The 1,901-nt window shown below is 34.8% G+C and carries 2 protein-coding genes; both read left to right on the top strand.

What is annotated here, in order from left to right:
- The first annotated feature begins 222 nt into the window (after positions 1–222).
- Positions 223–573, top strand: coding sequence for a n-acetylglutamate synthase (locus tag GSY74_RS02245; protein ID WP_164663491.1), 351 nt, complete (start codon positions 223–225; stop codon positions 571–573).
- Between the two features lie 185 nt (positions 574–758).
- Complete coding sequence (locus tag GSY74_RS02240) at positions 759–1,811, top strand: cytochrome c biogenesis CcdA family protein (protein ID WP_164663490.1); 1,053 nt, start codon at positions 759–761, stop codon at positions 1,809–1,811.
- Positions 1,812–1,901: the final 90 nt, after the last annotated feature.

The raw sequence follows: 1,901 nt of genomic DNA, 5'->3' as shown, positions 1-1,901 counted from the left end.
TATCTGCTTAACTTTTTGAGTGTTGTCTATCCTATTATTTATATTAATTCGTTTAAGCCTATTGAGGCTACTAAGCATTTTTAGGACTGTAATACTAAATGAGATACTCTATTAGTTTTGGTTGGTCTCGATTTGATAGTTTGGAATGGTTATGGTTATGGTCATGGTGGATTATATCGTTTTTTGTGATAAAATGGCAACAAAAGAGTAAGTGAGGAAAAAATGAAATACAATTTAGAAGGCAAAATATTCGAATCTATATCAAACAGCAAAAATGGAGAAGTTGATGAGAATACATTTTTCTATTATCATCAAGAAGGCTCCATCGTCTGGGCAGAGTATGAAGGTGGGTCAGTCCAAAAAGGTCACCTAATTGCAAATATGCTTGATGATGGGAGGCTTGATATGCGATACCATCATATCAACAACAGTGGAGAGATAATGATAGGCAAGTGCATCTCTACTCCACAACTAACCGAAAGTGGATATATGAAGTTTCAAGAGGAGTGGCAGTGGTTGTCGGGGGATATGTCAGCAGGTTATTCTGAGATTGTGGAGATAGATTCTGTGTGATCTTATAGAGAAAGACAAACGGATTGTGGTCATGCTTACTTAGAACATTAATATTCTATTTTATATTGTATATAACTTGAATTTTACTATATTTTTTATTATTTAAAGAACATTCTCTTATGCTTATTGTGATAAAATTCAACTGTTATATTATGATAGAAATTAACTTGAAAAAGGAGACTATTATGAAATTAAAAAACTTTTTAAATATTGTTGGGATTTCTCTTCTATTGCTACTTTCAACTCTACAAGCAGAAGAGATGTCGTTTTATCATGGTAATGGATGTCTACACTGTGGAAAAGTGGAGAAGTTTTTAGAAAATAGCAAATTGGATATTACTCTTACAAAAAAAGAGATTTATCAAAACTCTGACAATGCTGAAGAGTTTAATAGTATCTGTGACAAACATGATATAGCTCTCCTAGATAGGACAATTCCTCTTCTATATAGCCAAGGAAAACCTTTTTTGGGAAGTGAAGATATTATCGCTTATATCAAATCTCTACAAGAGACCAACTCCATCCAAGAGAATAAAAATGAGACCATTACAGACTCTAGCAAACATCAATTGACAATACCTGTTCTGATTGGAGCGGCGATTGTGGATGCCATCAACCCATGTGCTTTTGCTGTTTTATTAATTTTGATGACAACTATTATGGCTACCAAAGATAGGAGAAAAGCCCTCTATACAGGTCTTGCTTTTTCTGCGGCAATCTTCCTCTCATACCTATTTATGGGATTGGGACTATACTCTGTTGTGGCAAGTTTTGAGACGACACATACATTTATGATGATAATTGGTGTGATTGCCATATTGATTGGTCTCTTTAATATCAAAGATTATTTTTGGTATGGAAAAGGTTTTCTGATGGAGGTTCCCATGTCGTGGCGTGGTAAGTTGAAATCTCTTATCAAATCAGTGGTCAATCCTCTAGGGGCATTTTTTATTGGTATTGTTATTAGTCTCTTTTTACTACCTTGTACCAGTGGACCTTATATTGTGATTACGAGTATGTTGGGACATAGTGAGAGCTTTTTACATGCATTGACTCTGTTGATTTTATACAATATTGTATTTATCTTGCCGATGTTATTTATTACAATAGGTGTAAGCTTTGGGCTTGATATAAACAAAGCGGAGGAGTTGAGACAGAAAAATCTACAACGACTGCATCTAGTAGCAGGTGTGATTATGCTACTTATGGGAATCGCTATACTTGTATATTATGGTTAAAAAACTCTAGGAAACGCAGACTTTAGTCGCGTAAAGCAATAAGCGAGGCTAAAGCCCAATGCCAATGAATTAGCGAGGCTGAAGCCATCG

It is taken from the genome of Sulfurovum sp. bin170 (assembly GCF_010892395.1).
Taxonomy (GTDB): Bacteria; Campylobacterota; Campylobacteria; order Campylobacterales; family Sulfurovaceae; genus UBA1140.
The sequence above is the reverse complement of the archived record's forward strand: the minus strand, read 5'-3'. Positions and strand labels throughout refer to the sequence as shown.

Excerpts from the sequence above, each read along its gene's own strand:
- GSY74_RS02245 (WP_164663491.1), top strand. The coding sequence starts at position 223 with ATGAAATACAATTTAGAAGGCAAAATATTCGAATCTATATCAAACAGC.
- GSY74_RS02240 (WP_164663490.1), top strand. The coding sequence starts at position 759 with ATGAAATTAAAAAACTTTTTAAATATTGTTGGGATTTCTCTTCTATTG.